At 60.5% G+C, this 24,883-nt stretch carries 23 protein-coding genes; 5 read left to right on the forward strand and 18 right to left on the reverse strand.

What is annotated here, in order from left to right:
- Position 1: 1 nt before the first annotated feature.
- The 3 genes from GKC30_RS03310 to cbiE all read right to left on the reverse strand — a co-directional run bounded on the left by GKC30_RS03310 (position 2) and on the right by cbiE (position 4,750).
- Positions 2–2,272, reverse strand: a complete 2,271-nt coding sequence (locus GKC30_RS03310) for a PAS domain S-box protein (protein WP_155932251.1) — start codon at positions 2,270–2,272, stop codon at positions 2–4.
- Between the two features lie 158 nt (positions 2,273–2,430).
- Positions 2,431–3,141, reverse strand: coding sequence for a CDP-alcohol phosphatidyltransferase family protein (locus GKC30_RS03315; RefSeq protein WP_367613948.1), 711 nt, complete (start codon positions 3,139–3,141; stop codon positions 2,431–2,433).
- A 364-nt stretch (positions 3,142–3,505) separates the two neighbouring features.
- On the reverse strand, positions 3,506–4,750 hold the full coding sequence (gene cbiE / locus GKC30_RS03320; RefSeq protein ID WP_155932252.1) for a precorrin-6y C5,15-methyltransferase (decarboxylating) subunit CbiE: 1,245 nt from the start codon (positions 4,748–4,750) through the stop codon (positions 3,506–3,508).
- 147 nt (positions 4,751–4,897) lie between these two features.
- Here cbiE and fsa point away from each other — a divergent pair, with 147 nt between their 5' ends.
- The 3 genes from fsa (at position 4,898) to GKC30_RS03335 (ending at position 8,019) form a co-directional block, all read left to right on the forward strand.
- The gene (gene fsa / locus GKC30_RS03325; protein WP_155932253.1) at positions 4,898–5,545 is read left to right on the forward strand and encodes a fructose-6-phosphate aldolase; all 648 of its coding nucleotides are present in this window, start codon (positions 4,898–4,900) and stop codon (positions 5,543–5,545) included.
- 451 nt (positions 5,546–5,996) lie between these two features.
- Positions 5,997–6,881, forward strand: a complete 885-nt coding sequence (gene yhdJ / locus GKC30_RS03330) for an adenine-specific DNA-methyltransferase (RefSeq protein ID WP_155932254.1) — start codon at positions 5,997–5,999, stop codon at positions 6,879–6,881.
- A complete protein-coding gene (locus GKC30_RS03335) occupies positions 6,868–8,019 on the forward strand; it encodes a restriction endonuclease (RefSeq protein WP_155932255.1) in 1,152 nt (383 codons plus the stop codon). Before yhdJ ends, GKC30_RS03335 begins: the two co-directional genes overlap by 14 nt.
- Positions 8,020–8,053: 34 nt before the next feature.
- On the opposite strand, the gene GKC30_RS03340 is transcribed toward GKC30_RS03335, so the two are convergent.
- Positions 8,054–8,824, reverse strand: coding sequence for an exodeoxyribonuclease III (locus tag GKC30_RS03340; protein WP_367613950.1), 771 nt, complete (start codon positions 8,822–8,824; stop codon positions 8,054–8,056).
- A gap of 115 nt (positions 8,825–8,939) precedes the next feature.
- The gene (locus tag GKC30_RS14865) at positions 8,940–9,080 is read right to left on the reverse strand and encodes a hypothetical protein (protein ID WP_196772790.1); all 141 of its coding nucleotides are present in this window, start codon (positions 9,078–9,080) and stop codon (positions 8,940–8,942) included.
- Between the two features lie 59 nt (positions 9,081–9,139).
- Between GKC30_RS14865 and GKC30_RS03345 the strand changes: the two genes are divergently transcribed.
- Positions 9,140–10,333: a BaiN/RdsA family NAD(P)/FAD-dependent oxidoreductase gene (locus GKC30_RS03345; protein ID WP_155932257.1), complete on the forward strand. Its 1,194-nt coding sequence runs from the start codon at positions 9,140–9,142 to the stop codon at positions 10,331–10,333.
- A gap of 70 nt (positions 10,334–10,403) precedes the next feature.
- Here GKC30_RS03345 and cmk read toward each other — a convergent pair whose 3' ends face one another.
- The 3 genes from cmk to GKC30_RS03360 form a co-directional block, all read right to left on the reverse strand.
- Complete coding sequence (gene cmk, locus GKC30_RS03350; RefSeq protein WP_155932258.1) at positions 10,404–11,066, reverse strand: (d)CMP kinase; 663 nt, start codon at positions 11,064–11,066, stop codon at positions 10,404–10,406.
- Entirely contained in the window at positions 11,059–12,159 is a 1,101-nt protein-coding gene (gene hisC / locus GKC30_RS03355; protein ID WP_155932259.1) for a histidinol-phosphate transaminase, read from the reverse strand. Before hisC ends, cmk begins: the two co-directional genes overlap by 8 nt.
- Before the next feature lie 110 nt (positions 12,160–12,269).
- Entirely contained in the window at positions 12,270–12,710 is a 441-nt protein-coding gene (locus GKC30_RS03360; RefSeq protein ID WP_155932260.1) for a universal stress protein, read from the reverse strand.
- Positions 12,711–13,028: 318 nt separating this feature from the next.
- Here GKC30_RS03360 and GKC30_RS03365 point away from each other — a divergent pair, with 318 nt between their 5' ends.
- Positions 13,029–13,490: a hypothetical protein gene (locus GKC30_RS03365; RefSeq protein WP_155932261.1), complete on the forward strand. Its 462-nt coding sequence runs from the start codon at positions 13,029–13,031 to the stop codon at positions 13,488–13,490.
- Between the two features lie 130 nt (positions 13,491–13,620).
- Here the strand turns inward: GKC30_RS03365 and GKC30_RS03370 are convergent, their stop codons facing one another.
- The 10 genes from GKC30_RS03370 to qmoC all read right to left on the reverse strand — a co-directional run bounded on the left by GKC30_RS03370 (position 13,621) and on the right by qmoC (position 24,882).
- Positions 13,621–14,349, reverse strand: a complete 729-nt coding sequence (locus tag GKC30_RS03370; protein WP_155932262.1) for an ABC transporter ATP-binding protein — start codon at positions 14,347–14,349, stop codon at positions 13,621–13,623.
- Between the two features lie 186 nt (positions 14,350–14,535).
- Positions 14,536–15,726: an ABC transporter permease subunit gene (locus tag GKC30_RS03375; protein WP_196772791.1), complete on the reverse strand. Its 1,191-nt coding sequence runs from the start codon at positions 15,724–15,726 to the stop codon at positions 14,536–14,538.
- Entirely contained in the window at positions 15,707–16,609 is a 903-nt protein-coding gene (locus tag GKC30_RS03380; protein WP_155932263.1) for a branched-chain amino acid ABC transporter permease, read from the reverse strand. The genes GKC30_RS03375 and GKC30_RS03380 overlap by 20 nt, the downstream gene beginning before the upstream one ends.
- A gap of 85 nt (positions 16,610–16,694) precedes the next feature.
- Complete coding sequence (locus tag GKC30_RS03385) at positions 16,695–17,852, reverse strand: branched-chain amino acid ABC transporter substrate-binding protein (protein WP_155932264.1); 1,158 nt, start codon at positions 17,850–17,852, stop codon at positions 16,695–16,697.
- A 40-nt stretch (positions 17,853–17,892) separates the two neighbouring features.
- Positions 17,893–18,648, reverse strand: a complete 756-nt coding sequence (locus tag GKC30_RS03390; RefSeq protein WP_155932265.1) for an ABC transporter ATP-binding protein — start codon at positions 18,646–18,648, stop codon at positions 17,893–17,895.
- A 373-nt stretch (positions 18,649–19,021) separates the two neighbouring features.
- Positions 19,022–20,050, reverse strand: coding sequence for a glycine betaine/L-proline ABC transporter substrate-binding protein ProX (proX, locus tag GKC30_RS03395; RefSeq protein ID WP_155932266.1), 1,029 nt, complete (start codon positions 20,048–20,050; stop codon positions 19,022–19,024).
- A 47-nt stretch (positions 20,051–20,097) separates the two neighbouring features.
- On the reverse strand, positions 20,098–20,925 hold the full coding sequence (locus tag GKC30_RS03400) for an ABC transporter permease (protein ID WP_155932267.1): 828 nt from the start codon (positions 20,923–20,925) through the stop codon (positions 20,098–20,100).
- Positions 20,926–21,022: 97 nt separating this feature from the next.
- On the reverse strand, positions 21,023–22,237 hold the full coding sequence (gene proV, locus GKC30_RS03405) for a glycine betaine/L-proline ABC transporter ATP-binding protein ProV (protein ID WP_196772792.1): 1,215 nt from the start codon (positions 22,235–22,237) through the stop codon (positions 21,023–21,025).
- A gap of 665 nt (positions 22,238–22,902) precedes the next feature.
- Positions 22,903–23,559, reverse strand: coding sequence for a coiled-coil domain-containing protein (locus GKC30_RS03410; RefSeq protein ID WP_155932269.1), 657 nt, complete (start codon positions 23,557–23,559; stop codon positions 22,903–22,905).
- A 51-nt stretch (positions 23,560–23,610) separates the two neighbouring features.
- On the reverse strand, positions 23,611–24,882 hold the full coding sequence (gene qmoC, locus GKC30_RS03415) for a quinone-interacting membrane-bound oxidoreductase complex subunit QmoC (RefSeq protein ID WP_155932270.1): 1,272 nt from the start codon (positions 24,880–24,882) through the stop codon (positions 23,611–23,613).
- Position 24,883: the final 1 nt, after the last annotated feature.

The following is a 24,883-nucleotide window of genomic DNA, read 5'->3' on the forward strand; positions in this document are numbered from 1 at the left end:
CTCAACTGTCCGCGACTGGAAGTGTTATGGTGAACCGTGCCCCGGCTTCACCGTTGTCCACATGGATGGCGCCGCCGATGTTCTTGACCAGGCCATAGCTGATGGAGAGCCCCAACCCGGTTCCCTTGCCGACCTTCTTGGTGGTGAAGAACGGATCGAAAATCTTGCTGAAGATCGCCTCGGGTATTCCGCCGCCGTTGTCCTCCACCTGGATGAAGACCCTGTCCTGGTCGCGTCCGGTACGCACGGTTATGAGTGCCGTATCAGAATTGACGGCTCCTGTCTTCTCCTCAAGCACGTCCCTGGCGTTGACCAGGAGGTTGACCACGACCTGCTCCAACTGCTCCGGCGAGGCCATGACCGGCGGGGGAGACTGGGCCAGCTCCCAGCGCACGGTGATGCCATGGGCGTCGAACTGCTTGTTGAGCAGGGTGAAGGCCCGGTTGACGCAATCGTTGACGTTGACCCGCTCCAGCTGCCTGTCCGCCTTGCGGCCGAACTCCCGCATGTGGTTGATGATCCTGGTGGCCCTGTCCACATAGCTGTCCACCTCGCGGGCCAGGGTGGCGATGGTCTCGGCCGGGATGGTCTCGCCCGCATTGATCTTCTTGATGAAGAAGTTGCTGGCGGACTTGATGACCGTGAGCGGCTGGTTCAGCTCGTGGGCCACGCCCGTGGCCATTTCGCCCAGAGTGGCCATCTTCCCGGCATGAAAGAGCAGTTGCTCGGCCTCCAGCCTCTCGGTGATGTCCGTGGTGCTGATGAGCAGATACTCTGTGCTGGCATGAGCCGAGATGGCCTGCATGACATCCACGAAAAAGGCGGAGCCGTCGCTGCGAACGGACTTGACCTGGTTGATGGAGGTGAAGGCGCGCAGCTGCGCCTTGATCCGCTCCGCCTCGTCGGGGTGGATGACCGTGAGAAAGGACCGGCCGACAAGCTCTTCGGGCTCGTAGCCGTAAACCGACGAAGCCGTGGAGTTGCAGTCGATGATGTTGAGGGTGGTGTTATCCACCACAAAGATGGAGTTGGGCACGCTGTTGAAGATGGTGTGGTATTTCTTCTCCGACTCCCTGAGACGCTCCTCGAGCTTCTTGCGTTCGGTAATGTCCAGGCACATCTCCATGGCCTTGGTCACCCGGCCGTGTTCGTCGCGGATGGGTGCGGTATGGACAATCCAGTGGGAATAGGTTCCGTCGGGATTGCGTCTGCTCTCCTCGCTGCAATGGGCCAAACCGTTCTCAAAGGTCTTCTCCACAGGGCAATCCTCGCACCGCTCGTCGATACCCTTGTATGCCTGATAACAGAAGGCACCCGGAAACGGGCTGAACCGCTCTCGGGTCTCCTTGTTGTATTCAAGCAGCTTGTAGTCGCGATCCTGGACCGTGACCACGCAGGGGACGTTGTCGAAAAGCAGCTCGTATTCGAGCATCTTGGCATTGAGGGCCTGTTGTTTGGCGTGCAGGGCCCGGACCATGGCCGTGTGCGAACGGGCCAGCTCGCCCAGCTCGTCCTCTCGCCCGGCAATGGGCAGGTCCGCCCTCAAGGTGCGCCCCTCGGCGATGTCGCGGGAACTCTTGTTCAGCTGGGAAAGGGGCTTGGTGATGATCTGACGCAGCCCAAGGAAGATGCCTCCAGAGGTGATGATGAAGAAGATGGTCCCAAGGACGATAAGGCCGGTGCGGTAGTCCGCAACCATGATGTCCGTATCGTCGAAGGAGAAAACGAGTTCCATTGTCCCGAGAATGGACTTGTCCGGCGGATGAAAGTGGCACGGCCCGCCCGAACATTCGGTCGAATTCTCAATGGGCGTCTGTACGCTGAAAAGATGGGCCCCCTCCCCGGAGCGGATCTCGCGGATGCGTTCCTCCCTGGAGAGGGCGGTCTTGGGCGGCGTCCACGCATGGCAGGCTTGGCACAGGGAGCTGTCCTGACCGATAACCGTTTCTTTTTCATCGGGATTGTTGGAGAACTTTATCTCCCCTTCCTTGTTGATGACCCGGATGGAGGTGATGGGATTGATCTCCGCGACCTTGCGGATGATCTGGTCTATCTCGTGGCGGGAGTTGCGCAGCATGGCGTTGTGCAAACCCAGCTTGATGGTTCTGCTGACCATGTCGGCAGTGATGACGTGCTCTGAGAGGGTGTGGGTGTTGACGAAGCCGATGCTCAGGTGGATGAGGATCAGAGTGCCCGCCAGCATGATGCCGCCAGTGGCGACAATAATCTTGGCGATCAGGTTTTTCCTGATGATCATGATGAGCCTGAGCATCTTCCCTCGTCAACTCCGCTGCCGCCATCCGACAGATAAATTTGTGGTTTATAGGCAAAAAAATGAAACAAAACCAGCCGACGTGTCAAGGCAAATCGATTGCAGACCGCCGAGGTCGGAAATTGTCGAAACGAGCCCGGATACGGGGGCGGCCGCGTTCAGGGGGTGTCGCGGCGCTTCTGTGGCGGAGGGGCGTCCTGGGGCGATGCGGCCTGACGGGCGGCGTGAAAGGAGTAAATGCGGCGCAGGGTCGCGAAGGTCTCCACGCAATGGTAGAGGGCAAAGGCCGCGCAAAAAAGCGTGACCAGGTCCCTGTTGAAATGGAGCGAGGCGAGGTAAAGCAGATAAAAGACGTATTTGGAACGGACAAAGCGGCGCAGCTTCACGCCCAGCTCGTTGGCGTAGATGACCAGCCCGATAAAGGCCACGTAGGTGGCGGCGAAGAGGACCATGGCAGGCCCCCACGCCCCGATATGGTAGACGGCCGCGGCAGGCAGGACAATGACCCCGAGCTGGTCGGCCACAATGTCCACCAGCAGCCCGCCGGGGTGGGGCGTGCCGGTCCTGCGGGCCAGAGGCCCGTCCAGGCCGTCGCAGAGCACATACAAGGCCATGCCCACGAATGCCAGCCAGGCCAGGGAGGGAGGCGTCAGCCCGGCCAGCACAAGGAATCCGACTCCGGCCGCCGAAACCTGGTTGGGCGTGACCCGAAGCCGCGCCAGCAGCCCGACAACCGGCGAGAAAATCCGGTCGCGCATTCCCGCGAAGTCGCGCTGGCTGGCCCGTTCCTCAAAGTTGAAATAGTCCATGGCGTTGCCTGCCCGTTTGCCGTCGATCCCGCCGTCGGTGCGCCCGACAGCGGGCCACACCCTGTCACGGGATCGTGACCATTGCCAGAAGTGTCCGTCATGCCGGAATATTTGTCAAGAGTAGGGGACAGATGGTTTTGCGCGACGATGCGTGGATTGAGGCATCGAGTCCAAGCGGGAAAAAAATGAAAACCCCCGGGAAAAAACACCGTGTCGGCAATCCCTTGAGCTTCACCTTCTGGCACACATACCAGTTTAGCAGACTGTAAAAAAATGGAGGAGCGACGGCTCTTTCTTCTCTCTTGCTCCCCACCTGGGCCATCGCAGGATGGGACAACCACTTCCCACTATGGGTGCTGACCGGAAAACAGACGCCTTTCCCGCCCGCAGCCTCGCTGCGATCGCCCGCGTATCACCCCTCTGGTCAGGGTTTTTCGGCCCAGAGGATAAATACCGGGTTTTGGGCCTTGAAACGCAAATCGCCAGCCAGGGAATCGGTGGCCGAGGCCTGGAGCTGGGTGACGCCAAAGTGCCAGCCTAAGGCTTGGAAATGGTCTTTGGCCGTGTGCAGGGTGTCGAGAAGGATGCAGTGGATGACCATGCGGCCGCGGGGCTTGAGGCGCTCGCAGGCTATTTCAAGCAGGGCGGTGTCCTCGTTGGAAGGGCCGCCGAGACCACCGCCGATGAAAACGCGATCGGGCCGAGGCAGGCCCTTGAGGCAGTCGGGCATGGTGCCGAGAACGACATCGACCAGCCAGGCGCCGGTACGACGGATGTTTTCGCGGATCATGGCCGCACGGGTCTTGTGGCGCTCCACGGCGAAAACGCGGCCGCGCCGGGCCAGATGGGACGCCTCGATGGAGACCGAACCGCAACCCGCGCCCAGATCCCATATGGTGGATTCGGGCTCCACGTTGAGCAGGGCGAGGCCGGTGGCGCGTACCGGCAGCTTGGTGATGAGGTTCTTCTGATGCAGGTAGAAATGGTCGGGAATGCCGAGGGTCAACTCAATCTCGGGCGGGTAGAGCCGTTCGAGAATGACAAGATTGAGGTCTGAAAAGTCCATGCCCCAGGTCTCGGGCAGGGCCAGGGGACGGATGCGCTCCTGCAAAGTGCCCAGGTCTTCGAGCACGGTCATGGAAAAGCATTCGGCCCCGCGCTCGAGCAGGGCGCGGGCCACCTCGGCCGGGGTATTCTCCGCATCCGTGAACACGGCGATAAGATCGGCGCGGACCAGGGCGGCGTAGAGGGGCGAGAAGTCGTCGCGGCCGTGCAGGGAGACGAAATCCATCTCCTGCCAGGCCAAACCGAGACGGGCTGAAGCCAGCTGCACGGTGGAAAGATTGGGCTCCACGATCAGGTTTTCGCTGCCCAGCTCCTCGGCCAGCCGCTTGCCGATGCCGAAAAAGAGCGGGTCGCCGTCGCAGAGCACGACCACGACGCGGCCCTTGGACGCGGCCTTGCGGATGGTCTCGAGCACGGGCGCGAGGTGGCCGGTGATGGGCAGCCGCTCGGCCCCCTTGGGGATCAGATCGTCCGGGCAGGCGGCCAGGAGCCGCTTGCCACCCGCCACCAGATCGGCGCGGGCCAGCGCATCGCGGGCACGGGGAGGAAGCTGAAGCGATCCGGGGGCAAGCCCGATGACGTAAACAGGGTTTGTGGTCGGCATGGTCGCCAATGTATCCAAAATGCGGCCTGGGGGAAAGGGGAATGGACCGACCGTCACACTACCGTTTGACCGTCTGAAAAATTGTGCTATGGTCGGAGCAAATCAAGAAAGGTCAATGGGTTGTCACCGCGTCGCCAAGGAGGTTGCATGCGATTTTTTCTGGATACGGCCAATGTGGAGCAGATTCGCGAGGTGAAGGAACTGGGTCTGCTTGACGGCGTGACCACCAATCCGACCATCATGGCCCGCGAGGGGGGCGACTGGCGCACCCAGGCCGAGCGCATCTGCTCCCTGGTGGACGGCCCGGTGAGCCTCGAGGTGATCGCCACCACCCACGAGGAGATGATCAAGGAGGCCAAGGATCTGGTCTCCTTCGGCGAAAACGTGGTGGTCAAGATCCCGCTGATCGCCGAGGGGCTCAAGGCCATGCGCGAGCTTGCCGAGCGCGGCATCCGGGTCAACGCCACCCTGGTTTTCTCCCCGGCCCAGGCGCTGCTGGCGGCCAAGCTGGGCGCGGCCTACGTCTCGCCCTTCGTGGGGCGGCTGGACGGCCTCTCCCAGAGCGGCATGGAGTGCGTGGAGCAGATACGAACCATGTTCGACAACTACGACTTCAAGACCCAGATCCTGGTGGCCAGCGTACGCCACCCCCTGCATGTGCTGGACGCGGCCCTCATCGGCGCGGACGTGGTCACCCTGCCCTACGCCACCCTGACCCAGCTCATCCGCCACCCCCTGACCGACTCCGGCCTGGCCGCCTTCCTGTCCGACTGGGAGGCGTATCAGAAGGGGTAAGGGGGGAGGGCAGAAGCTTGGAACACTCGAGATTAGGTCGCCCCTAAAATTCTCCTATCCATCTGATCAGTTACTAGACTATTCCGAAGTTTCTGCGATGTGTCAGCGGGTACCAAAGAATTTGAGTAGGCGAGTTCAGCCGGGAATCTCCTTGAAGCTGAAGCGATTTGGCTTGAAAAGCGGCTTGTTACCCGTTATTTTCTTTTATCGTTTTTTATAAGGAAATCAAAGAAACTCTGGCGAACATGGTTCCAAAAGGCGAACTGCTTACCATGGAGGAGCTTTCTGGTGATCTGAAGATGAGCCGAAGCACGCTTTACCAAATGACCAAGAAAGGCGAGCTACCCGACTCCAAAATTAGAACACAATAACACTTCGGCCGAGACAGAATTGAGGCATTGATGGAATATTATTCTAATAGCCCAGAACACAAAGCAGGGACGAATATAAAATGAGCCAAAAGTTTCACGACAGAGGCGACCATATAATTTACCATGGTGACGCATTAGACGTGCTAAATTCGTCAATACCAACTGAGTCTGTTGATTTGATTTTTGCTGATCCGCCATACAACATCGGCAAGAGATTCTCTCAGTTTGAAGACTGTTGGCCTTCAGAAACTGAATACGTAGAGTGGTCTTACAAGTGGATCGATGAGTGCATTAGGATCCTTAAACCTTCAGGAACTATATACTTGATGACTAGCACTCAGGCGATGCCATATTTTGATCTTTATGTAAGAAGCAAGCTTTCAATTCTTAGCCGAATTGTTTGGTATTACGATAGCTCAGGAGTACAGGCAAAAAAGCATTATGGCTCTCTGTACGAGCCCATTTTGCATTGCGTGAAGGACAAAAAGTCCTATTGCTTTAATACCAATGAAATTCTCGTTGAAGCGAAGACTGGAGCAAAACGTAATTTAATCGATTATCGCGGAGTAGTTCCCAAGCCATATAACACTAAAAAAGTACCTGGTAATGTTTGGGAATTCCCAAGAGTGCGCTATCGTATGGATGAATACGAAAAGCACCCTTCTCAAAAGCCAGAAGCATTACTTGAAAGAATAATTCTGGCCAGCAGCAGAAAAGGCGATACTGTTCTTGATCCATTTTCCGGCACCTTCACAACCGGAATAGTCTCTAAAAAGCTGGGCCGGAAAAGCATCAGTATAGAGTCGCAGGAAGAATACGTAAAAATTGGCTTGCGGCGTGTTTTGGGCCATAAGGAATATCAAGGAGAACATCTCTCGTCCGTGACGAAAAACACAACAATGAAAAATGGGCGCAGCGCAAAGCATGGTGTAGAGATGGGAGATCTTTTCAATGTCAATTGTTAATCACGACTTCACGGACAGAATCATTGAAATCCTCAACCTCCATTCCGGCGGAAGCGGTAGATTGCTGCTGAAAAACTCCGAACTTATCCAGTACCTTAATATCAAGACCAAGGCTGCTAATCGTGGATCTAAATCACGGGCAGGGCTTGCAAACCATTACGCTATTTACGTACTGGTTGAGGATTATATCAACGGTGGATTTAACACTATCAATGGCTACGCAGATTACGATGGAGCAAAATTTTGTGATCTCTTTCGTCGCCAAAGAGAGCTACCCTTCGGTAGCAAATTACAAAACCATGCTTTAAACCATCGCCTCAATGAAGAGTTTAGGAAATACTTTCCTTCTTGTGAAAATCTCCCAATAATTAGAGACGTAGGAAGCAATAGATATTGGATAAACGAAAAGCTTCTTCTTGCTGATTTGAACGAGAGGCAGATTAATCTTGCTGTCCCCATCAAGGAGATTATTGAAGCCTATATAAAAGCACGTAAGAGTGCCTTTTCTGAATTTATGAATTACTGCCAAGAGATTGTTGACATTCAGGAAAACTCTCCAGAAAAGGCTATCGACTTCATAAAAGGGCTGTTCAGACCCAATGTTGATGCAAGGATTTTTGAAATTGCAAGTTTCGCAGTACTTAAGCAATATTATGCAGATCGGCGCATATACTGGGGATGGTCACCTGAAGAGTTAATTGAGGAGTCACTTGTCCTGTATAAAACCGGAAGAACAAATGCCAATGATGGCGGAATAGACTTCGTTATGCGTCCGCTTGGACGATTCTTTCAAGTCACTGAGACTGTTGATGCTGGTAAATATTTTTTGGACATTGACAAGGTTCAAAGATACCCCATCACATTTGTTGTGAAAACTAACGAATCTTGCGCCGAAATCCTAAAAAAAATTGAACTTCAAGCAGAGGCTAAATACCAAATAAAAGCGATTGTGAAAAAATACATCGAATCCGTTGAAGAAATTATTAACATTCCTCGATTAATGGCTATTTTTAAAAGCGTTCTCGGGTCAGGCAAAGGATCGAATGTTGTAGAGGAAATAATTCTTCAAAGCAGAGTCGAGTTTAATATTGAAGCTGAGGAGCAGGATGTCCTCACTTTTAAAAACGCTGACATGTAAGCACAAGAATTACTTCACCCCCCTTCGCCGCGTCTCACGCAGTGTCGATCTCCACCCCGACCGGGCAGTGGTCCGAGCCGGGCACTTCGGGCTCTATCCAGGCGCGTGTTACCTTGGGGCGCAGCTCCTCGGAGACGAAGAAGTAGTCGATGCGCCAGCCCGCGTTGTTCTGGCGGGCGTTGAAGCGGTAGGACCACCATGAGTAGTGGCCGGGGCCGTCCTCGAACAGGCGAAAGGTGTCCACATAACCGTGGGCGATGAAGCGGTCGATCCAGGCCCGCTCCTCGGGCAGGAAGCCGGAGCGCTCCGCATTGGCCTTGGGGTTCTTGAGGTCGATCTCGCAGTGGGCGGTGTTGAAGTCGCCGCCGACCACGATGGGTTTGGTCCTGCGCAGGGCCTCGGCATGGTCCAGGAAGGCGTCGTAGAAGCCCATCTTGAAGGCGAGACGATCGTCGCCCATCTGGCCGTTGGGGAAGTAGATGTTGAAGAGGTGGAACTCGGGATATTCCAGATGCAGCACACGCCCCTCGTCACGGAAGCGGGCGTCGGGCAGCCCGGTGGTCACGGCCAGGGGCTCGGGATTGGCGAAGCAGGCCACCCCGGAGTAGCCCTTTTTCTTCTTGGACCAGTTCCAGTAGTGGTTGGCGTAGGCGTCGGGCTCGCGTTCCCCGGGCGCGAGCTGGTCCGGGTGGACCTTGGTCTCCTGAAGCATGACAATATCGCCGCCGCAGCCGTCCAGCCAGTCGCGAAAGTTCTTCCTGAGCACAGCCCGGTAGCCGTTGACGTTCCAGGAGTAAATGATCACGCGCACACCTCCAATGGCAAAGGGGAACCGCATCCCGGTTCCCCTCGCAAGCGCCGGTCGCCCGGCGAAATTCCCTCTGCCGCTCCGCCCCGAAGGACGGCGGACGGCACGCCGACTAATCCTCGCTGGGAGTGCTGACCTTGATCATCACCAGCGCAGCGATGGTCATGCCCAGGCCCAGGAAAAACCAGAAGAAACCCATAACCACATCCTCCTGTTTGCTTGGTCGAACCCTATTCCTAGCAGAAACCTTCATGAATGAAAAGACGGTTTTGCCCTCTGGCCCGGCAGGTCCAAGCCTGATACTGTCGCCCCATGCCGACGCCAGCGCCATATGACGCCATCATCCTCGGGGCCGGGGCCTCGGGGCTCTTCTGCGCCCAGAGGGCGGCCGGGCGCGGGCTGCGGGTGGCAGTAATCGATCACGCGGACAAGCCAGCACGCAAGGTCCGCATCTCCGGCGGCGGCATGGGCAACTTCACCAACCTTCACGCCTCGTCCGCCAACTACCTCTGCGCCAATCCCCACTTCGTCAAATCCGCCCTGGCCCGGCTCTCGCCCTGGGATGTCATCGATTTCCTCACAAGACTCGGGGTGACGTATGAGGAGCGCGAGCACGGCCAGCTCTTCACCCTGACCGGGGCCGGTCATCTGGCAGGCATTCTGGTGGACCGCTGCCGCAAACTCGGCGCGTATCTGCTCACGGGCCGGAAAATCGAGTCCGTGGACGGCCCCGGCCCGTTTCGCGTGGTCGCGGGCGGCGAGTCCCTGGAGGCGGCGGCACTGGTACTGGCCCTGGGGGGCCCCTCCTGGCCCCAGGCCGGGGCCACTGACCTCGGATTCCGGCTGGCCCGGCGGTTCGGTCTGGCCCTTGTCAACCCAAGGCCCGGACTGGTGCCCATGACCCTGGGCCCGGCCGACCGGGAGCGCTTTGCCCCGCTGGCTGGCAACGCCCTGCCCGTGACCATCGAATGCGGCCCGGTCCGCTTCACCGATCCCCTGCTCTTCACCCACAGGGGTATCTCCGGCCCTGCCGTGCTTCAGATCTCGTCCTACTGGCGCGAGGGCGAGCCTGTGACCATCGACTTCCTGCCCCAAGGCCGCGTGGCCGACCTGATGGAGGGCAACCGCTCGTCCTCCATGCTGTTACGCACCCTGCTCGGCCGGGCGCTGCCAAAACGGCTGGTTCAGACCCTCCTGCCCGAAGCCCTGGCCTCTGCAGAGGTGCGTCGGCTGGACAGACGGCAGGTCGAGGAGGCGGCGGGACTGGTCCACGGCCTGACCATCACCCCGTCCGGGACCGAAGGCTACGCCAAGGCCGAAGTGACCGTGGGCGGGGTGGATACCGCGAACATCTCGTCCAAGACCTTTGCCTGCGCCAACGTGCCCGGCCTGCACGTCATCGGCGAGACCCTGGACGTGACCGGCCACCTGGGCGGCTTCAACCTGCACTGGGCCTTTGCCTCGGCCGCGGCCTGCGCCGACGCCCTGCCCGGCGGAAACGGGTAGCGAAACCAAAGGCAAACAGCCCCTCTTGCCCGAGGCAAGAGAGACCGATGGAAACCCAAGGATTGCGGAATCAGCCGCGTATTCCCCGGACCAGGGCGGCGAAGACCTGCTCCTGGCCGAGGTTGGTGGTGTCGATGATCACCGCGTCGGGCGCGGGCTTGAGAGGCGCTTCGGCCCGATTGCGGTCCTGGTGGTCGCGCCGGGCGATCTGCTCGCGCAGTTCGTCGAAATCGGCCGTTTTCCCCATGCCCGCCAATTGGCGCAGACGGCGCCGGGCGCGTTCGTCGGCCGTGGCGTCGAGGAAGAACTTGCACCGGGCGGCGGGGAAGACCACGCTGCCCATGTCGCGCCCCTCGGCCACCAGGGAAAAACGCTGGCCAAGGGTCTGCTGGGCGGCCTTGAGACTGGCCCGGACCACGGGGAGCACCGCGATGTTCGAGGCCCACATGGCCACCTGCTCGGAGCGCACCTCGTCACCGATGGGTACGCCGTCCAGGGAAAGAACCGAATCCTCGCCGATGCCGGACAGGGAAAACTCCATCCCGGCCAGATCAACCGTCAACCTGGCATCGCCCCGCTCCCAGGCCCCGTCGCCCAGCCGCCAGGCCACGGCCCGGAACATGGCCCCGGTATCGAGATAGGGGATGGATAGTTCCCGAGCCAGCCGCTTGGCCATGGTGGACTTGCCCACCCCTGCCGGGCCGTCGAGGGTAACGATGAGCGGATCAGCCATCAAGCACCTCGGCCAGAGCGGCGAAGAAGGCCCGATTTTCGGCATCGGTGCCCATATTGACCCGGATGTATTCGCCCAGGCCGAAACTGGCCAGGGGACGGACGATGAAGCCCCGTTCAAGGAGCGACTCGAACACCTGCCGGGCGGGCATGGGCGGCTCGAACATGACGAAATTGGCCTGACTGGGCCAGACCCGGCAGCCGATGCGGGGCAGCTCATTCAGAAAAAACTCGCGCCCGCGCATGACCGTGGCCAGGGTCTCGTTGTAGAAGGTGTCGTCGTCAAGGGCGGCCAGGGCGGCCTCCTCGGCCAGCAGGTTGACGGTAAAGGGGATGCGCGAGTTTTTCATGTGCGCAGCCACCTGGGCAGGCATGAGGCCGTAACCGACGCGCAGCCCGGCCAGCCCGTAGGCTTTGGAAAAGGTACGCAGGACCACGAGGTTCTCGAAGCGGTCAAATGCCTGGACAGGGGTATATGACTCGGGGGGCCAGACAAAGTCGATATACGCCTCGTCCACCACCAGCAGGCAGTCGGGCGGCAGCACCCCGGCCAGGACAGAGAGGTCTTCGGCGCTGGCGGCCTGCCCCGTGGGATTGTCCGGGCTGGTGACAAAGACCATGATGGTGTTCTCGTCGGCTGCCTCGGCCATGGCGTCCAGCGGCAGCTCGAAGGCCGCGCCCCGCGGCACCTCGCGGTACTCCACCCCGGACAGCTTCGCGCACATGCGGTACATGGAAAAACTGTGCTCGTAGCAGATCACGTTGCTCTTGCCCGGCACGGCCCGGATGCGAAAGAGCATGTCGATGATCTCGTCGCTGCCGTTGCCCGCCACCACGCACTCGGACGGCACACCCACGGCACGGGCTATGGCTTCCACCAGCCTTGGCGAATGGTTCTCGGGATAGCGGAAGACGCGGGCCGCGTGCTGCGCGAGAACTTTCCGAACCACGGGCGAAACGCCAAGGGGGTTCTCGTTGCTGGCCAGCTTGATGACGGTGTCGAGCCCGTACAGCTCCTTGATCCGCTCAATGGTCAGGCCCGGCGTGTACGGGCTGAAATCCCGTATCTCGGGACGGACGCTGAAATCTCTCATGAGTACCCCCAAAATGGTGTCTGACCCGGCGGCGGCAAGGCCGCGGCATGGCAAAGGGAACGGCCGGAGCCGTTCCCTTATAATCTTTACCGTGTCCAGTAAAGGGCGGGCTAGCTGGGCCGGACCGTGAGCACAGGAACCTTGGATGCCTTGACCACCTTCTCGGCCACCGAGCCGAAGAGAATGCGGTCGATGCCCTTGCGGCCATGAGTGCCCATGACGATCATGTCGCACTTCTCAGCCTCGGCAATGGCCAGGATCTCCTCGGCCGGATAGCCGGTGACGACCTTGCCCACCGTGGCAGAGTCCTTGAAGTTGTCCTTGACGAACTCGTTCATGGTGTCCTCGGCTCCGGTGACGATCTCTCCCACGAAGTTCTCAATGGAGCTTGGGGGGACGTGAAAACCCACATACTGACTCAAGGACGGCGCCACATACAGCACCAGCACCTGTCCGCCAGCGCACCCGGCAATCATGTTCGCGTACTCGGCCACCTTGGGGCTGTAGTCAGAAAAATCCACCGCGCACAACACTTTCTTCACATTGGCCATCGTCGCTCTCCTTGTCTTGCGGTTACACACCCCCTCACACAGCCCGCGCAACGCGCCAAAGCGCACACCGCGCCGTGCCAGGGACTGGATATTCGGAGTCTTACATCTATTTTTTGCCAGAGGCCGAGGAGATAGACAACCATTATTTTGTCCTTTACTCTCTTAGGCGGGGCGTGGATGTCGCACCTTCCGGCATCGGCACTTTTTTCCTACTCCTCTTCCAGGGAAATGCAATCTTTCCGAGCCGATGCACCACCACTCCCCCCTGGCAAGCTCCTTGCATAAACTGAGGCAAACCACAGGATAGGAGTGCGAATCATGAAGATCCGTCCTGATCAGATCGAAGGCGTTCAGCCGGAGCAAACGCAACGGAAGACTCCCGCTGTCTCCGGGCAGGCCTTCGGCGATCTCCTCACCCAGGAAGTGGCCAAGGGGACCACGGCAGCCGCCGCCCCGGCGCCCCCGCCCCTGATGGTGAACCCTCTGCTCGCTTCCGGCGCCCTGGGCGCCTCGCAGCAGGTGGATGGAGCCGCCGTGGCCGACCGGGTCGAATCCATTCTCGACAGGTGGGAAAGCTACGCCGCCACCCTCCAGAGCCCCGGAGCCTCCCTCAAGGAAGCCAACGGAGCCCTGGACGAGATCGCGGCCGAGGTGAAAGCCCTCAAGGCTGAATCGCCGGGCCTTGGCTCCAGCCATCCGGGCCTTCAGACCATCGTTGACGAGCTGGACGCCCTGGCCGCCGCCGAGCGATTCAAGTTCAACCGGGGCGACTACATCTAGTCGCCCCGCCCTTCCCGCAGGACCCGGACAGCCCCCGCCGTCCGGGTCTTCGTGCTGCCCCGGCCACACGAACAAGGCCCCTCCCGGAAATCCGGGGGGGGCCTTGTTCGCTTCCAGGGCTCAGGCGGGGCTACTCGCCGAGGTATGCCTTGCGGATGTCCGGGTTGTGGAGCAGGACCGAGGCATCGTCCTCCATGACCACGGAGCCGGTTTCGAGCACATAGCCGCGCCGGGCGCACTGGAGCGCGAGGTTGGCGTTCTGCTCCACCAGGACCACGGTCACGCCCTGACCGTTGATGGTGGCGATGATGTCGAATATCTGCTTGACCAGGAGGGGGGCCAGGCCCATGGACGGCTCGTCCAGCAGCAGCACCTTGGGCCGCGACATGAGGGCGCGGGCCATGGCCAGCATCTGCTGCTCGCCGCCGGAGAGCGTTCCACCCAGCTGCCTGCGCCGCTCGCGCAGCTTGGGAAACAGCTCGTACACCCGCTCCAGGTCCTCCTTGATCCCGGCCGAATCGCGGCGGAAAAAAGCGCCCATGTCCAGATTCTCGGTGACCGTCAGCCTGGGGAAGATGCGCCGCCCCTCGGGCACCTGACACAGTCCCCGAGAAGGCAACTGGTCCGGGGCCACGTCGTTGATACGCTCGCCCTTGTAGAAGATGTCGCCTTCCACGGCCTTGACCACGTTGCACATGGTCATCAAGGTGGTGGACTTGCCCGCGCCGTTGGCACCGATGATAGTCACGATCTCGCCCTCATATACCTTGAGGGAAATGCCCTTGAGCGCCCTGATCCGGCCATAGGCCGAGACCACGTTCCGCAGTTCGAGGATGGGCTGCCTGCCGTCTTGACTCATGGGGGGATGCCTCCGGCGGCTTAGGAAACCTTTTGAAAAAGGTCTCCTAAGAACCTTCCAAAACTTTTTAGCGTAACGGCGCTAGTACACCCGTGGTCAGCCACAGGTCGGGTACGCCGTTTTCAATCATTGTCATCAGCCCAAGACGTGCCTGTTGCGCTTGGGCGTCTTCCTGCCTAGTCCATCCTAGTCCATCTCTTCGGACCTGCGGCCCATGCGCTTGGCAGGCCAAAGCCCGGCAGGGCGCACGAGCATCATGGTACACATGACCCCGCCGAAGACGAGCATGCGGTAAAGCTCGAAGTCGCGAAACAGCTCGGGCAGGGCCACCAGGACCAGCACGCCGAGAATGACGCCGGGGATGGAGCCCATGCCGCCGAGCACGACCATGGCCAGAACCATGGCCGATTCGAGGAAGGTGAAAGATTCCGGCCCGACAAAGCGCATGCGCGAGGCAAAGAACGCCCCGGCCAACCCGGCGAAGGTGGCGCCCATGGCATAGGCCAGAAGCTTGAGCAAAAAAGTGTTCACGCCCATGAGTTCGGCTGCGGTCTCATCCTCGCGGATGGCCTCCCAGGCCCGGCCGATGCGCGAGTGATTGAGCCGGTAGACCGCCAGCACCGTGAAAACGGCGATACCCAGAATGACGTAATAGAGCGACGAGAGGGATGCGAAGTTGTAACCGAAGAAGTCGGGCCTGGGGATGCCGAGGATGCCGTTGGGACCGTTGGTCAGGGCCATCCAGTTGTTGAGGATGAGGCGCACAATCTCGCCGAAACCCAGGGTGACGATGGCCAGATAGTCACCGCGCATGCGCAGGGTGGGAAACCCGATGATGCAGCCGGAGATGGCGGCCAACAGGGCGGCCACGGGCAGACAGGCCCAGAACGAAAGGCCGAAATGCAGACTGAGCAGAGCGTAGGTGTAGGCCCCCACGCCGTAAAAGGCGATGTAGCCGAGGTCGAGCAGCCCGGCCAGCCCTACCACCACGTTGAGGCCAAGCCCAAGGCAGATGTAAATGAGTACCGAGATGGCCACATCGTTGCCGTAGCGGCCCGCGAACTGGGGATAGATCAGGGCTGCGGCCAGGACAACGGCCAGCAGCAGCCAGGTGGGAGCCTTCTGGTAGCCCCTGCCCACGGCTTCTGTCGCCCGGACCAGAGGGGTGCCGATGAAATCAAGGAGCCCCGCCCGGCGAAGGTGGTAAACGGCCACGATGAGCGCGGCAGCCACGGCGACCTTGCTGAAGACCGCCCAGGTCTCGGAAAACTCGAATCCCCCTGGCTTGATGCCCAAAAGAGGCCAAAGCAGCATCAGAAACCAGAAGAGCCCGACCCCGAGGCCGATCCACAATCGCTTAGACTCTTGTATCGTCAACGTTCTCTCCCATGATGCCGGTGGGCTTGAAGTAGAGCACCCCGATCAGGATGATGAAGGCGAACACGTCCTTGTACTGGCTGGATATGTATCCTGCGGCGAAAATTTCGACCATGCCGATGATCAGCCCGCCGAGCATGGCTCCGGTGATGTTGCCGATGCCCCCGAGCACGGCCGCGGCAAAGGCCTTGATGCCTGGCACAAAGCCCATGGAGTAGCTGACCGTGCCGTAGTAGAGTCCGACCATGATGCCTGCGGCCGCGGCCAGCCCGGCACCGATGGCAAAGGTGAAGGCGATGATGTGGTTGGCGTTGATGCCGACCAGGGCGGACATGACCTTGTCCTGGGCCGTGGCCCGCATGGCCTTGCCGATGCGTGTCTTGAAAACCAGCAGGTTCAGGACCAGCAGCAGAAAGACGGTCAGCGCCACGATGAGGCACTGCATGTAGGAGATATACAACCCGCCAAGCTGGAACCCGCCCGCCGTGATCTCGGTGGGATAGGCCTTGTCGTACTGTCCCTGGGTGAGCATCAGCCCGTTTTGCAGGAAGATGGACATGCCAAGGGCCGACAGGAGCACAGCCAGCCGCGATGCTTGGCGCAACGGACGGTAGGCCAGCCGTTCCACGGCCATGGCCAGCATGGCGCAGTAGAGCATGGCCAGCACAAGCCCTATGCCCAGACAGACATAGGGATGCACCCCCTGGGCGGCCAGCCAGGAGATGAAGATGACGCCCATGTACCCGCCCGCGGCAAAGAACTCGCCGTGGGCGAAGTTGATCAGCTGGATGATGCCGTAGACCATGGTGTAGCCCAGGGCGATAAGGGCGTACACGCCGCCCAGGGTCAGGCCGTTGATGAGCTGCTGAATGAAGTAGTCCATGTGCTTCCGGGAGTGGCGGAGCCCCGCGCACGGGGCTCCGCTCTCGTAGTTGCGGGTGAAGCGGCAGACCGGGTCTGCCCCTTGGCTAGTACTTCTGGCCGGTCAGGGAGTTCCAGTACGGCACGAACTGGCCGTCCTTGACCTGATAGACCGTGTAGTTGGAGCCGGAGTCGCCCTTCTCGTCGTAGCTGACCTTCTTGGAGGCGCCGTCAAAGGAGAGCTTGAGCAGCTCCTCGCGCACCTTGGCCGGATCGGTGGTCCCGGCGGCCCTGACGGCCAGCAGATAGGCCATGGCCGAGTCATAGGAATAGGCCGAGTAGGCACCCGGGTCGGAGTACTTGGACGAGTAGTTGGCCAGGAAGTCCTTGTATCCCTGGGTGCTGGTGTCGATGTCGCCGAATGTGCAGAACATGCCTTCGGAGTCGGCCTTGGCGAACTCGATAAGCTTGGGATGGAACACGGCGTCCTGGCCCATGAGGATGGCGTCGACGCCCATGCGGCGGGCCTGGATGACCATGGTGGCCCCGGAGGAGGAGTTCTGCAGGGAGATATAGAACAGGTCGGGATTGCGGTCCTTGACCATGGTCAGGACGGCGGAGAAGTCCTTGTCGCCCTGGTTGACGTGCTCGTGGCCCAAGACCTCGATGCCCGCCTCCCTGGCGGCGGCGGCCACGCCGTCGGCCATGCCCTGGGAGTAGGTGGTCTTGTCGTCCACGATGAAGACGCTCTTCACGTCAGCCACTTCCTTCATGAACTTGACCGCGGCCGGCGCCTGATGGTCGTCGCGGCCGCAGGTGCGGAACATGTAGGGCAGGCCGCGCTCGGTGACAGCCGGGCTGGTGGAGGCCGGGGTGATCATGATGATGTCTTCCTCGGCCAGGGTCTCAGAGGCCGGGATGGTGGCGCTGGAGCAGTAAGCGCCGATAACGGCCGGAACCTTGTCGTTGATCAGCTTGTTGGCCGCGGCCACGGCCTGCTTGGGATCGCAGGCGGAGTCGGCGGGGACCACGACGATGTCGGAAAAGCCCGGCAGACCGCCCTGCGCCTTGATGACCGCCACAGCGGCTTCGGCTCCCTGCCTGATGTCGTTGCCATCGGCGGCGTAGGGGCCGGTCAGGGGCGACAGGGTGCCGATCTTCAGAACCGGATCGGCCTGCTTCTGTTCCTCGCCACCACCGCCGCAGCCCGCCAGGACCAGGGCCAGAGCGGCCATGGCCACTCCCAGTACGATTAACCGTTTCATTGACACTCTCTCCGTTGTTGCGGTTGCGGCCAGCCTCTCGTCACTGGCCCAAATATGCCTCGATCACCTTGGGGTCGCGCTGAATTTCCTCAGGCCTCCCCTCGGCAATCATCACACCGTGATCAAGCACGACGATGCGGCTGCAAATGCCCATGACCACCTTCATGTCATGCTCGACCATGAGCACGTTGACGCCCAGGTCGGTGATATGCCCAATGGCGTCCACCAGCTCCCTGGATTCCGAGGGATTGAGCCCCGCTGCGGGCTCGTCAAGCAGCAGGGTCTGCGGCTCGCTGGCCAGGGCGCGGGCTATCTCGAGCCTGCGCTGGTGGCCATAAGGCAGATTGGAGGAGATTTCGTCGGCCATATCGCCAAGCCCCATGAAGTCGAGGGCCCGCTGGGCCTTATCCTGGATGCGCGCCTCCTCGCGCCGCTGGGAGGGGCTGCGCAAGACCGCCCCAACCACTCCGGCAGACGAGCGGGAATGCTGGGCCACCATACAGTTCTCCAGGGCGGTCATCTTGGGAAAAAGGCGGATGTTCTGAAAGGTCCGGGCGATGCCCATGGCCAGAACCTGGTAGGGCCGAAGCCCGGTGATGCGTTTTCCATCGTAGGTAGCCTTGCCCGCCGAGGCCCTGTACACGCCGGTAATAACATTGAATACCGTGGTCTTGCCTGCGCCGTTGGGGCCGATGAGCCCCACCACCTCGCCTTCGCCAAGGGAGAACGACACATCGGTCAGGGCCTGCAGTCCTCCAAAGCGGACACAGATGTCATCAAGAATGAGATTCGCCATACAAACCCGATCAATGAGTAAAAGACACTTTTTCAACAGGAAGCACATTCGCAGCCGTTCCCGGCTCTCCGGCTCGGCGCATCTTTTTCTGACAGGACGCACACCTTTACCCTATTTGCGTAAAATTGTCTAATTTCCCTCAGCAATGGGAGCATCTTGCTCATTGTTTTGTCTTTGGTTATTTTTCAGAATATCATTTTTCTCCAAACAAGAGCAGCAGACGATCCTTCGCGGCACCCCTCGTTTTCTTGTCGATTGCCCTGAAATCGTCGCAAAGACGAAGGGAGACCTCCCGGCCTGCAAACAAACCGGGGCCGGAGCATTCGCTCCGGCCCCGGGCATATATCTGGGCAGGGAGATGTTTCGGACAGGACTATTTCGCCGCGTCCCTGGCCGCCTGGAGCCAGCCGTCCCAGGTGGCCTTGTTGGCAGCGATCCACTCGTCCACGTGCTTTTCTATGGATGCCTGCGACTTCTCACCTTTGTTCATCCGGGCGTTTTGCGCGTTAATGTCGGCAAGTGGCAGCGTGAAGGCCTCGAAAAACTTCCTGACCGCCGGGTTGTCGGCGAGGAATTTCTTGTTAGCCGCGATCCGAATATCGGAAACCACGAACCCGAGGTCGATGGGATCGGAGACTGCACCTTCGACCCCGGCGACGGTCATCCGATCCTCAGCGCCCTTCTGGGCTTCGCTGGGCAGAATTTCTGGCACGTTGATCCACATCACATCGGTGCCGGGCTTGAGCACATAGGTGGTCCAGTTGGGTGTCCAGGTATAAAAGAACACGGGTTCCCCGCTCTTGAACGCACCCACGGCACCTGCCATGCCCGCCTCGTAAGAGGCCTTGATCGGATTGACGTACTCTTTCAGGCCGTAGACCTCCATGTGATGGGCGATGGCTGTTTCACATCCCCAGCCGGGGGGGCAGGCGGTCAGGTCGGCCTTGCCGTTGCCGTTGGCGTCAAATGCCTTGACCACTTCAGGACGCTTGAAGTCTTCCAGGGACTTGATGCCGAACTCCTCCACATGCTTTTTGGACACCAGATACCCCTGGAGTCCGCCAGCCTTGGCCACATAGCCGATAAGCTCGCACTTGTCCGCAAAGTCGGCAGGCAACTGGGGATCATGCAGGGGGAACCAGCCGTTAGTCCAATAGTCCAGGTCACCCAGGGCGATGGACTTGTATGCCAGGGGATTGGCGAGATCCTTGGGCTTTTTGACCGTGTAGCCTAGCTCCTCAAGCCCGCGGCGCACAAGCGCCTCCTGGAAAAAGCCGGTGTTCCACGTGGCCCTGGCCGGGTTGACGGTCACGCCCTGGCCGGGCTTTTCGGCCGAGGCATGGGCCGGGATCGTCAGGAACAGCGCACAGGCTGCGGCAAGCAGGATTTTCTTCAGTTTCATGAGTTCCTCCTCAAATGGTTTGGAGCCCCCCCCATCCGGTGGGCGCGTTATTTCCGGGCCATGGACTGGGTGATGCGGTCAAGGATGATGGCCATGAGCACGATGCCCAGACCGCCGATGACGGCGCGCCCGATGTCCAGGGTATTCAGGCCGAGGACCACGGGTGAGCCGAGCCCGCCAGCGCCGATGAGCGCGGCGATGACAACCATGGACAGGGCCATCATCATGGTCTGGTTGAGTCCCGCCAGTATGGTGGGCATGGCGAGCGGTATCTGCACCCGCACCAGCACCTGCATCCGGGTGGCGCCAAAGGCCTGGGCAGCCTCGATCAGCTCGGGATGAACCCCCCGGATGCCGAGGCTGGTCAGCCTGATGATGGGCGGCAGGGCAAAGACTATGGTGGCCAGCACTCCGGCCACATTGCCCACCGAAAAAAGCATGACGATGGGCACAAGATACACAAAGGCCGGGGTGGTCTGCATGGCGTCGAGCACCGGACGCAGGGCCGACTCGAAACGGTCGCTGCGGCCGGATGCTATGCCCAGGGGAACGCCCGCAACGGTGCAAAAGACCACGGAAGAGAGAACCATGGCCAGAGTGGTCATGGACTCCTCCCAAAGCCCCAGCATGCCGATGAGCACCAGCGATCCCAGAGTGAATGCGGCCATGCGTTTGCCCACGAACCACCATGCCGCAAAGACCACCACCGCGATGACGACAAGCGGGTGCAATGCGTTGAGTCCGGCGTCAAAGCCGTTGAGGGTCTGCTCCACAGGCCACTTGAGGGCCTGGAAAACTTCGCGGTGGTTCACCACCAGCCAATCGACGCCTTTGGATACCCAGACGTCCATGGGTATGACTTGTTCTTCAAACATGCGTTATGCTCCTGAGCCGTTGCCTTGTCTTATCAAATCCACCCTGGAGGCTGCTCACAAAGGTCCGAGCCCGGCTCGAACCTTTGTCAGCAACCGGCTAGACGGAATCGGCCATTTCCTGTTCGGTGCGATGCAGGGTTCGCAAAAAGCGGTTTTTCGAAACCACGCCCCGGTACCGCCCCTCGTCATCCACCACCGGAACCGGGTAATGGCGCGAGGCCACCAGCGGCAGGATGACCTGCATGTTATCCGTGGCGTTGACAGTCTGCGCACCCTCGATGAAGGCCTGATCAATGGGCGCGTCGGCTGCCCCCCGCTCCATGCACTCGCCGATGGAGTCGGCCGAAACCACGCCCAGAAAGCGCCGCTTGGTATCGAGAATGTAGGCATAGTCACGGTCGCTGCCGCTGATAATCTCATGCACGGCCCGCAGGCTGCCCTGCTTGGACTTGATCACCGTGGGATAGCTGTCGCGGGCAATGTCCCCGGCCGAGATGACCCCCGTGGGGTCCACGCCCCGGAAGAAGGCGCGCACATAGTCGTCGGCCGGGTTCTGCAAAATCTCCTCTGGTGTGCCCACCTGCACCACGCGGCCGCCCTCCATGATGGCGATGCGGTCGCCGATACGCAGCGCCTCGTCCAGGTCGTGGGAGATGAAGACAATGGTCCGCTTCTGCTCCTCCTGGAGCTTGACCAGCTCGTCCTGCATCTCGGTGCGGATCAGCGGGTCCAGGGCTGAAAAAGCCTCGTCCATGAGCAGGATGTCCGGGTCCACGGCCAGCCCCCGGGCCAACCCGACGCGCTGCTGCATTCCCCCGGAGAGTTCGCGGGGGTAGGATTCCTCCCACCCGGCCAGCCCCACCTGGGCCAGGGACTCGCGGGCCCGATCATAGCGCTGCTCCCGGCCGACTCCGGCCAGCTCAAGGCCAAAGGCAGCGTTATCCAGCACGTTGAGATGGGGCATGAGGGCAAAGGACTGGAAAACCATGCTCATGTTGTGCAGCCGGAAGGTGACCAGCTCGTCGTGGCTCATGGCGGTCACGTCCTGACCGTCCACGAACACCTTGCCCGCCGTGGGCTCAATGAGCCGGTTGAGCAGCCGCACGATGGTCGACTTGCCCGACCCGGAAAGGCCCATGATGACGAATATCTCCCCGGCCTCTATGGAAAAGGACGCATTGTCCACCCCCACGGTCATGCCGGTCTTCTCATGAACCGACTCCTTGTCGGCCCCCTGCCCCAGCAGGCGCATGGCCTTTTGGGGATTGGGGCCAAAAATCTTGTATAATCCTTCAACTCGTATCTTTTCCATTGAACGCTCCATGAAATGACAGGACAAGAGCGGTCCGCACCGGGACCGACCAGAACACGACTCGTCGTGCGGGGGGATCAGAGCACCGGATAACGGTCGCGAAGGCCCCGAAAGGCCGCCACGGCGAAACAGAACCGCTGGCGATGGGAACAGCCGGAAGCAGGGGCTGACAACCGCTCAAAGCTGCCATACGGCATGTGATGTGACAATGTCATCGGTGTGTAGTGAGAATGGATAATGACTGTATCAGTGTGAGGTTGTATAATGCACATCGCTGTTTTCAACTGCGTCCTTGAAGCATCATATCATCATGCCCGGCATTGGTGAAAATCCATGTCCCGAGCTAAGAGATCGACTAGAACGCCACTTTGAGATGATGAACAATATATAAATCATTGGCGCTTGTCAAACGCATGGCTCGACGCCGAATCCTGCTTCATCGTCAATCCCCATGATTCCTTTGTGTACCAACGGCATCAACCGAATCCAACCCTCTGCTTGCGTCCGCTTCGGACGCTTAATCCACCCCCTCTGCCGCCCGGCGCTGCCCCCTTTCCTGCGCCCATGCCCTTGCCAGGGCTCAGTCCCGTCAAACAAAAAAAGGCCCCCGCGCATACGCGCAGGGGCCTTGGAATCGATCAGCAGCTGATCGGTAAGCGACAGGCCTACCAGGTGTCGCCGGAGAAGGCATCGCCGCCGAGGCCGAAGTCGGCCTCAGGCTCGCCGCCCACCACCGGGCCATCAGCCGCGCCAGCGGCCGGAGCCGCAGCGCCCTCGCCGCCAGCCACGCCGGCAACCACCACGCCCTGGCTCTTGACCTTCTCCACTTCGGCCATCAGGTCGTTGAGCTTCTTGGTCATCTCGTCCAGCTTGCTGGAGGCCACAGTGACCTTCTGCTCGCCAGCCGCGTTCTGAGCGGCAACGGTCTTGGCCTGGGCCTCAAGCGGTGCGATCTTGGCGGCCAGATCGGCCTTTTCTGCGGTCAGGGCCTCCACCTGGGCCTTGAGGGCTTCGTTTTCGGCCTTGAGGGCGCCGAGCACCTCCAGCACCTTCTGTGCGCGGGCTGCCTCGGCTGCGGGCAGCGCCTCGATCTTGACCTGGTTGCCGAGCTTGGCGATGTCGCCCTCGGCATACTTGGTCAGGCCGGGCTCCTGCTCATAGATCCACGCCTTGGACAGGGACTGCGCCACCGGGGCGAACTCCGCGTCGAGGGTTTCGGCCTGGGTGATGTAAGCCAGCATATCGAGCTGAGTCTGGTCGGCGGCGTCGCCGCGGAGCACAGACACGAAAGCGTTCATGGGGAAAACCTTAGCTTCAGCCATTTGATGCCTCCTTAACGAAGTAAGCTTCTTTAATTATGTTCACCCAGGCGACTATTTGTCGGCGCCCATGGGAATGCGGCCAATCTTCTTGGCATAGGACAGAGCCACGGTACGGTACACGAGGTGACCCAGCTTGGACCAGGGCAGGTACGCAAGCAGCATGAAGACCGAAACCAGGTGTATGTAATAGGTCGGATAGGCCAGCAGGCCCGCGCCCACGACCCGGAAGACCATGGCGCCGATCCCGGTGCCGAAAACAACCCAGACCAGGGTGATCAGATACCAATCGTACCAGCTGGAGGACTGCTTGGCCGCGTCCAGGTTGACCCGGCGCTTGGTCAGGGCCACGAGTCCGTACACGCCGAGCCCCGCTCCCACCAGCGCCAGCAGCTTGATCGGGTGATAGAAAGGCATCGGAGTGTGGCCGATGGCCGAGACGATCTCGCCCAGACCGCTGATGCCCATGGTGCGCAAGAGCCAGCCGCCCCAGTGGCCCGAGGCCACCACGCCGGTAACGACCATCAGGGCGATGAAGGCGAACATGAGCCAGCGGTGGCCCTTGGCGCGCTTCACATCCAGTTCGTCGGCGTCGGCGTCGTTGCAGTCATTGAACTGGGTGTGCTGCAGGATCTCGTACTTGACGGTGTCGATAAGCGCCGCCAGCATGGTGGGCGCAGACTTGCGGCCGACGATGAAGGTCTTGGGCTGCGCATCGAACGCCTTGATCATGTTGCGCACGCCGGTATAGAAGGCCCAGATCATGAAGGCGAACACGGCCATGAATATGGGGTCTATGGTGTAGTCGCCGGGGAACAGGCCGCCGAAGACGATCTTGCCGTCAGCGGAGGGAATCCAGGCGTGGTTGGCCGCGTCCCACTCGAAACGGGGCAGAAACGAGCCCACCTTGCCCGCCATGATCACCCAGATGATGCCGTAGATCAGGGCCGGGATGGCGGCCAGGGGCAACATGCCCGCAGAGCTGCTCATCCACTTGCCGATGATGGGCAGCGGAGCGAGGTTGCGGTAGGCCATGTTGCGCAGGGCCGAGAGCAGATCGCCCGGCTTGGCGCCCCGCGGGCACAGGTCCGAGCAGGTGCCGCAGTTGTGGCACAGCCAGATATCGATATCGTTGACCAGGCGATCCTTGAGCCCCCACTGGGCCCAGACCATCTCCTTGCGCGGATAGGGGTTGTCCGCCGGGGAAAGCGGGCAGACAACCGAGCAGGTGGCGCACTGGTAGCACTTCTTCAAAGAGTCGCCGCCCACGGCCTGCAACTCTTTCACGAACTTAAGGTCCGGTTGTACCTTTACGGTGTTGGACATT

It is taken from the genome of Pseudodesulfovibrio alkaliphilus, from assembly GCF_009729555.1.
Classification (GTDB): Bacteria; Desulfobacterota; Desulfovibrionia; order Desulfovibrionales; family Desulfovibrionaceae; genus Pseudodesulfovibrio; species Pseudodesulfovibrio alkaliphilus.

Bases quoted from the DNA above. Each gene is read 5' to 3' on its own strand.
- GKC30_RS03310 (WP_155932251.1), bottom strand. From the start codon at position 2,272: ATGCTCAGGCTCATCATGATCATCAGGAAAAACCTGATCGCCAAGATT.
- cbiE (WP_155932252.1), bottom strand. From the start codon at position 4,750: ATGCCGACCACAAACCCTGTTTACGTCATCGGGCTTGCCCCCGGATCG.
- fsa (WP_155932253.1), top strand. From the start codon at position 4,898: ATGCGATTTTTTCTGGATACGGCCAATGTGGAGCAGATTCGCGAGGTG.
- yhdJ (WP_155932254.1), top strand. From the start codon at position 5,997: ATGAGCCAAAAGTTTCACGACAGAGGCGACCATATAATTTACCATGGT.
- GKC30_RS03335 (WP_155932255.1), top strand. From the start codon at position 6,868: ATGTCAATTGTTAATCACGACTTCACGGACAGAATCATTGAAATCCTC.
- GKC30_RS14865 (WP_196772790.1), bottom strand. From the start codon at position 9,080: ATGAAGGTTTCTGCTAGGAATAGGGTTCGACCAAGCAAACAGGAGGAT.
- GKC30_RS03345 (WP_155932257.1), top strand. From the start codon at position 9,140: ATGCCGACGCCAGCGCCATATGACGCCATCATCCTCGGGGCCGGGGCC.
- cmk (WP_155932258.1), bottom strand. From the start codon at position 11,066: ATGGCTGATCCGCTCATCGTTACCCTCGACGGCCCGGCAGGGGTGGGC.
- hisC (WP_155932259.1), bottom strand. From the start codon at position 12,159: ATGAGAGATTTCAGCGTCCGTCCCGAGATACGGGATTTCAGCCCGTAC.
- GKC30_RS03360 (WP_155932260.1), bottom strand. From the start codon at position 12,710: ATGGCCAATGTGAAGAAAGTGTTGTGCGCGGTGGATTTTTCTGACTAC.
- GKC30_RS03365 (WP_155932261.1), top strand. From the start codon at position 13,029: ATGAAGATCCGTCCTGATCAGATCGAAGGCGTTCAGCCGGAGCAAACG.
- GKC30_RS03370 (WP_155932262.1), bottom strand. From the start codon at position 14,349: ATGAGTCAAGACGGCAGGCAGCCCATCCTCGAACTGCGGAACGTGGTC.
- GKC30_RS03380 (WP_155932263.1), bottom strand. From the start codon at position 16,609: ATGGACTACTTCATTCAGCAGCTCATCAACGGCCTGACCCTGGGCGGC.
- GKC30_RS03385 (WP_155932264.1), bottom strand. From the start codon at position 17,852: ATGAAACGGTTAATCGTACTGGGAGTGGCCATGGCCGCTCTGGCCCTG.
- GKC30_RS03390 (WP_155932265.1), bottom strand. From the start codon at position 18,648: ATGGCGAATCTCATTCTTGATGACATCTGTGTCCGCTTTGGAGGACTG.
- proX (WP_155932266.1), bottom strand. From the start codon at position 20,050: ATGAAACTGAAGAAAATCCTGCTTGCCGCAGCCTGTGCGCTGTTCCTG.
- GKC30_RS03400 (WP_155932267.1), bottom strand. From the start codon at position 20,925: ATGTTTGAAGAACAAGTCATACCCATGGACGTCTGGGTATCCAAAGGC.
- proV (WP_196772792.1), bottom strand. From the start codon at position 22,237: ATGGAAAAGATACGAGTTGAAGGATTATACAAGATTTTTGGCCCCAAT.
- GKC30_RS03410 (WP_155932269.1), bottom strand. From the start codon at position 23,559: ATGGCTGAAGCTAAGGTTTTCCCCATGAACGCTTTCGTGTCTGTGCTC.
- qmoC (WP_155932270.1), bottom strand. From the start codon at position 24,882: ATGTCCAACACCGTAAAGGTACAACCGGACCTTAAGTTCGTGAAAGAG.